At 41.6% G+C, this 6,371-nt stretch carries 5 protein-coding genes; 1 reads left to right on the top strand and 4 read right to left on the bottom strand.

Annotated features, from left to right (window positions below; translation table 11 throughout):
* Positions 1 to 145 precede the first annotated feature (145 nt).
* Entirely contained in the window at positions 146 to 541 is a 396-nt protein-coding gene (locus CWC03_RS11335; RefSeq protein WP_138582023.1) for a VOC family protein, read from the bottom strand.
* 21 nt (positions 542 to 562) lie between these two features.
* Between CWC03_RS11335 and CWC03_RS11330 the strand changes: the two genes are divergently transcribed.
* A complete protein-coding gene (locus CWC03_RS11330) occupies positions 563 to 853 on the top strand; it encodes a ribbon-helix-helix domain-containing protein (protein ID WP_017217090.1) in 291 nt (96 codons plus the stop codon).
* Between the two features lie 10 nt (positions 854 to 863).
* Here the strand turns inward: CWC03_RS11330 and CWC03_RS11325 are convergent, their stop codons facing one another.
* From CWC03_RS11325 to CWC03_RS11315, 3 genes are all read right to left on the bottom strand, one after another.
* Positions 864 to 1,541 (bottom strand): site-specific integrase, encoded by a 678-nt coding sequence (locus tag CWC03_RS11325; RefSeq protein ID WP_171040238.1) that lies wholly within the window; start codon positions 1,539 to 1,541, stop codon positions 864 to 866.
* 805 nt (positions 1,542 to 2,346) lie between these two features.
* Entirely contained in the window at positions 2,347 to 3,963 is a 1,617-nt protein-coding gene (locus CWC03_RS11320; RefSeq protein WP_138582022.1) for a hypothetical protein, read from the bottom strand.
* A gap of 363 nt (positions 3,964 to 4,326) precedes the next feature.
* Positions 4,327 to 5,925 (bottom strand): hypothetical protein, encoded by a 1,599-nt coding sequence (locus CWC03_RS11315; protein WP_138582021.1) that lies wholly within the window; start codon positions 5,923 to 5,925, stop codon positions 4,327 to 4,329.
* Between the last annotated feature and the right edge of the window lie 446 nt (positions 5,926 to 6,371).

Here is a 6,371-nt window from a genome sequence, read left to right as displayed (position 1 = left end):
AGGTTTATCCACATTCGTAGCGGTGACTTTAGGTCGCGATTTTTTTCACGACTTTACGTCGCGACTGTTTTCACGCCTTGACGTCGTGACACCTTTAACGATTCTATGTCGCAACATCAATCCTAGTCGCGGGCTAAGCCCGTTACTACCGATATACGTCGCTTTTTTCAATTACTTCAATATCATAACCATCTGGATCTTTAATAAAAAAGAATCTTGCTATTAATAGATTTTGATTATAAAAATCTTTGATTTCTTTAGGGCAATAACTATTCTTTTGAGCCTTGTTGTAGACAGCCTGCAAGCTATCCGTGGCGAAAGCCAAATGCCCATAGCCATTACCGATTGTATAATCTAGCGTGGTGTCATGGTTCCAAGTTAGCTCCAATTCAAACAAAGTTTCATCGTTGCCAAGGTAAATAAGAGAAAAATCATTAAAGTCGATGCGTCGTTTCACTACCAACGCAAATACATCATGATAAAATTTGATTGAGCGATCAGCGTCTTTCACTCTGATCATTGAGTGGATCATTTTTGCCATTACTTTACCTATGGAATTTATATGTGTGAACTCTACGCATCAACAGAACCTCATCGTTACGAAGTAGCCAAACGTTCTATTCGCATTCAAGGAGCTGTTACTAGCCTCGCGTTAGAAAATGAAATATGGCAAGTATTAGAAACCATAGCTCAACGGGAAGATCTAGGCCTTGCCGAGTTTATTTCTTTACTTTACCAAGAAGTGATTGAACGTCATGGTGAGATTAAAAACTTGGCGTCTATGCTGCGTGTTACTTGCTTAACTTATCTTGCAAATAATAATGCGCTTGACGTAAGAAGTGGTAGTAACTGAGTACTACGTTTTAGTGCCGCTCCAAAAAGCGTTGCCATGTTATATTGGGATTAATAACCCGGATCGGAGAAATAACTTGCTTGAGCAAGTGAAAAGGTGGGCGCGTAACTTCATGTCCATCTTGCTTTAAACCCAATAAATATTGAAAACTGTCTTTAGTTCCGAGCTGAATAGCTGATATTCTGATTTGTTGCTCGAAGTTGAGTCGTAAACTGCTGATCGCCGTTTTCATTCCTTGCTGATCAACATTGGGTAAACCACATTTTTGTAGATACCCTTGTCTTTCCCCCTCTCCAGAAAACCATATTCTAACTTTTTCGCTATAACGACCACTTTTTGCAGGTAAATCAAACATAAGACGTTGATGTCCTTGCTGTTTTACCAATGTTAAATATTGCTCCAGCCCTGCTTGCCATAATGCAGGATGAATAGGCACCACTCGCGGTTGAATCTTACCGTGAGTGTTAAAGTGAAATACGTGAACATGGTCCTTGTAGTAAACATCATCAAGTGTGAGTGAGCCAATTTCATCACTATACGCGCCAGTGTAATAGCTCAGTAGAGGTAGCCAAAAATGCCAATGTTTAGGCTGTTCACGCTTTAGTTTTTCATCTGAGTAGATATAGCCGTTAAACAAGGTATGAAGCTCCATAGTGGAAAATGCTCTTCGGCCTAAATGAGATTTCATACTGTAGTCAACGTATTGAGTATACTAAAGATCTTAAGTTTAACGGTTTTTAGTCTTTTTCGGAAGTTTGATAGTCACCTTCCCGCCTAGACCCACAGCAGGAACGTCATGCCGCCATCTTCGCATAAACTCCTAGAAAGAACCTCAACATAAAGGTATAAAAACAGTCGCGACATAAACTCATAAAAAGAGTCGCGACCTAAACTCATAAAAACAGTCGCGACATAAAGTCGCTGCTACGCCAAATTCGTAGCAGCGGGTTTATCCCGCGTTAGAAAACCAATAATGGCGACAGGATCTTCACAATAAAGAAGACCGTGACATAAACTCATATAAAGGCATAAACAGTCGCGACCTAAAGTCGCTGCTACGCCAAACTCGTAGCAGCGGGTTTATCCCGCGATAGAAAACCAATAATGGCGACAAGTTCTTCACAATACAAAAGACCGTGACATAAGCCTACAGAAAGAATCTCGACATAAAGGCATAAAAACAGTCGCGACATAAAGTCGCTGCTACGCCAAACTCGTAGCAGCGGGTTTATCCCGCGTTAGAAAACCAATAACGGCGACAGAGTATTCACAATAAAAAAGACCGTGACATAGACTCTCTTAGAAAGAATCTCAGCATAAAGTAATAAAACAGTCGCGACATAAAGGCATAAAAAGAGTCGCGACATAAAGTCGCTGCTACGAAAGAAAGGTTAATTTTGACAATATGGCTTTATGAATGAAGATATTTAAAATTTGGGCAAGAAAAAAGCCGCGTCTCCGCGGCTTAACTGATTGGACTAATCATTCTGTACTTAACTACCCGTTACAGTGTCACAAGCTACTGAAACATCGATGGTTTCATCTGTTCCATCCGGCGTAATAGACGTTGTAAATGGAGCTGAAATTCGAGGGTCTACACTAACGGCATATGACGCGACATCACCGTTTAATGCTGATAGTGCAAAAGTACCGTCGCCATTGTTCGCTGCTGTGCGGAATGGCTTAGTCGTACTTGACCTATACTTTACAATCGCACCTGGGATAACTTCTGTTACCGTTGCATCGTTAGAGCACACAGCTCTGACAGTTACATTTTCATTAACAGTGGTTTGAATTGGATTTGCTAGCGTGATCGCAATTGGCCCATTACATACCTGAACTTCAGCATTCGTTGATGACGCATTCCCCCACACGTTACCTGCTGCATCACGGATAACTACACGTGCTGTTGCGGTTGAGCTAATACCATAACGCGCTGACGTACTAGCTGAAACAACTGTTTTTGATGTAGCACCACCGCGTAAATAGCTTGATACGCTCGCATCAGCAGAGGTCATACTCACATATAGACCTGAACTCGGCACAGTATCGCCAGTCACATTAACAGTAATACCTTGCGTACAGATTGGAACTGAGCGAGACAGTGTAAAAAACGTAAGGTGATCGGTTTTAAAAGATGCTTTGTAAGCCGTGCCTTCAGCGTTTAACGCACCAACAGTTGCTTTATTCGTTTCTGACTGCCATTTACCAGTATCTTCATTATTTGAAGAAACATCAAACTGGTCTCCAGTTTGAATAGTTCTATCACCAGATGGTGCTAAGGTTGCGACAGGAAGTGAAACAGAAACATCGATCTCTTGGCTAAATTGTTTGATCTTAGTTCCGTTGTTATCTTGCATAACGATGTTACTTACACCAACTGGTTTTTTAACGCTAGTTGTACTACCAGCACTCAACCCAGCAGGCAAAACCGCTGAAATCTTGCTAGACGTAGGATCCGCAGAGCCAACCGTTAATGATACAGAACTACCTGTAACGGCATTACCACTTGCATCTCTTAGTTGCACGCCTGCTGGAACCGTTACATCAGAACCCGCTTTACCTTTTGCAGCCGCAGCTGTAACCGGAGAGGCTGTTGTTGCGTTAGTTACGCTTTCAGACACGCTTGCTTCAACAACTTCGTCACCACCTTTTGACACAAGTGCCAATTCAGCTTCTAGCGTTGCTGCAGAATCTTCATTACTTAAGTCGATGTCAAAGCTCTTTGTAAAATAGCCATCAGCAGCGACTACAGCAGTTACAATCCCTACATTCGCCCCTTCTTTTACAGTAAAGGTATAGCTACCATCTTCTGTTGTGATCTGAGTGATTGCGTCGCCATTGACGTTAACCAAATTTGAGGTTGGCTCTCCATCTTCAAAAAAGGTAATTGTCGCTGGCGCAACGATATCAACAGTATCAATATCAACTACGTTACCACTTACAGCAAATGCTAAAGCTGCTGGTGTTTCTGGTGCAACAACCACCGGATCTGTTGGCTCAGGTGGTGGAGTGATTACCACATTGTTATCATCATCGCTAAAACAGCCCGATAGTGCTAAAGCTGAAGCTACAGATAAAGCGAGTAAAGATTTTTTGTTCGAAATCATGATTGGTCCTTGTTCCCTTTTTTGAAAGTGCCAAGCGGCACTAACGCGCGTTTTATTACATCGAAATTTAAATATAGAGAAAGTTCAAAGATTGTCCAGCGAGTAATTAAAATATTTTACACTGAAGTTTGCGAACTCGTTCGCGATTGGCGAGAGTTGCCAAAATCACAAATTCTTTTACTTCATAGCCTTAAGTTATCAATAACGACGACTGACATATTTTAAATACAAAATCGCACGGCAACGTCTTTTAAGAGACACCACAGAATAAAAAGCAGGCACAAAAAAGCCGCATTTAAGCGGCTTTTTAATCTTACTAAGACGTAAATTGCCTCAATGAAGGCAAATCTTAGTCGATAGTTATTAAGAACCTGTTACTTCGTCACATGCTACTGTGATTTCAGCTGACTCATCAGTACCATCAGCAGTGATAGTAAAGTTTTGAGCACCTAGGCCCGCAAACTTAGCACCACGAGGTACAACACGTACTTCATATGAAGAAGCTTCTACTAGGTCTGTTAGCTCGTATGTACCGCCAGTACCAGTAGCTGATTCAAAGCCTTTGTTTTCTAGACGGTATTTAACTACAGCACCTGTTAGTGGTGTCGTTACAGTGTTGTCGTTTTCACAAACAGCAGTTACTGCAAATGACTCAGCAACAAGTGTAACTGGGTTAGATAACGCAACGTTTACGTTACCACAAACTGACACTTCAGTTTCGCTATCAAACCAGGTGTTACCATTTTTGTCTTTAACAGTCACACGTGCAGTTGCATCAGCAGCAATGCCTTTTTGTGATGCCTTGTTTGCAGAGATAACAGTTTGTGATGTAGAACCTGCTCTTGCTTGTACAGAAGCTTTATAGTCGCTAGATTCCATCTTAACAGTTAAACCGTTAGCTGGGATTGCATCACCAGAGAAAGTTACATTGATGTCTGATTGACATGCATCGAATGTATCTACTGCAGAGAAGAACGTAAGGTGGTCAGTCATGAATGAACCAGCGTATGTGCCGTTTGTTTCATTCAATGCACCAACAGTTACTTTGTTTGTCTCTGTAGACCAAACACCTGTATCTTCGTTGTGAGAAGTTAGCGTTAGTTCATCACCTGTTTTAACAACTTCACCGCTACTTAGTGTAGTAGTAGCTGGAATTGCCATTGTTACTTCGATAGGTTGGCTGAACTTTTTGATTTTGTTACCAGCATCGTCAGTCATTACGATGTTAGTTACAGCAACTGGAGTTTTAACTTCAGCAGCACCTGCTGCGTTAAGACCTTCAGGAAGAATAGCACCCGCACTTGCTGACGTGCTATCAGCAGCAGTAACATTTAGTGAAATTGTAGAACCTGACACTGGGTTGTTGTTTGCATCTAGTAGCTGAGTATTTGCTGGAACCGCTACGTCAGCACCTGCTTTACCAGATTCAGCTTTTGCAGTGATTACTTCAGCAGTCGTCGCATCAGTTACAGAAGCTTCTACAACTTTATCAGCTAGACCTTCCGCGTTCTTAGAAACAAGCTCTAGTTGAGCAGGAACTACTGACTCGCCTTCGGCAAGTGTTAAATCAACAATAAAGCTCTTAGACACATAACCTTCAGCTGTTACGTTAACTGTAATTGAGTCAACAGAAGCGCCTTCCTTCAATGTGAAAGTAAAGTCACCTTCAGTTGCGTCAATCACGTTTACCGCAGTGCCATTTACGTCAACAGTGTTTGCACTTAGCTCACCGTTTTCAAGCAGAGTTACTTGCGCTTTGATCGCGTCGAAGTCTGCATTAACAACGTTACCGTTTACAACTAGCGATAGCGCATCTGGAGTCTCTGGCGCAACGACTACTGGATCAGTAGGCTCTGGTGGAGGCGTGATAGTTACATTGTTGTCATCATCGCTAAAACAGCCAGAAAGCGTTAGCGCAGACGCTACAGAGAGCGCAAGAAGAGATTTTTTATTTGCAATCATGATTAGTCCTTGTTTTCCTTTTGTTAACTTACGCCGATTTGACGCGTTAACTCATAAAAAAAGCCATATCGCGAGAGAGCAATATAAGCTTAAGTTTTAAATCATTTAATAAGACAGACAGGGACTAAGTCGCTCCCTGACTAAAGCCAACTCAGTTATTCTACCAATCTAACGGAAAAACAACCATATAGTCGGAGTTAGCTGCCTTAATTTATCACAGAAAAGCGGTAGTTCCAACCGCCTGTAATAAGTTGAAAGTAGGATACCTTTAGAACACTAAATAGACAATGAATGAAGTCAAATTTATAGCAAAAAGTTGCAATATAGTGCTTAATTATTAACAAGGTATATAAATTTAATAGTTTGAATGAGATGGCGATGTGATTCCCGCAGGTTTTAGTTGCAACCGGTTTATCCCGCAACAGGAGCATCGCGACGTAAAGTCG

The sequence above is a fragment of the Pseudoalteromonas sp. S2755 genome (assembly GCF_005886535.1).
GTDB lineage: Bacteria > Pseudomonadota > Gammaproteobacteria > Enterobacterales > Alteromonadaceae > Pseudoalteromonas.
The sequence above is the reverse complement of the archived record's forward strand: the minus strand, read 5'-3'. Positions and strand labels throughout refer to the sequence as shown.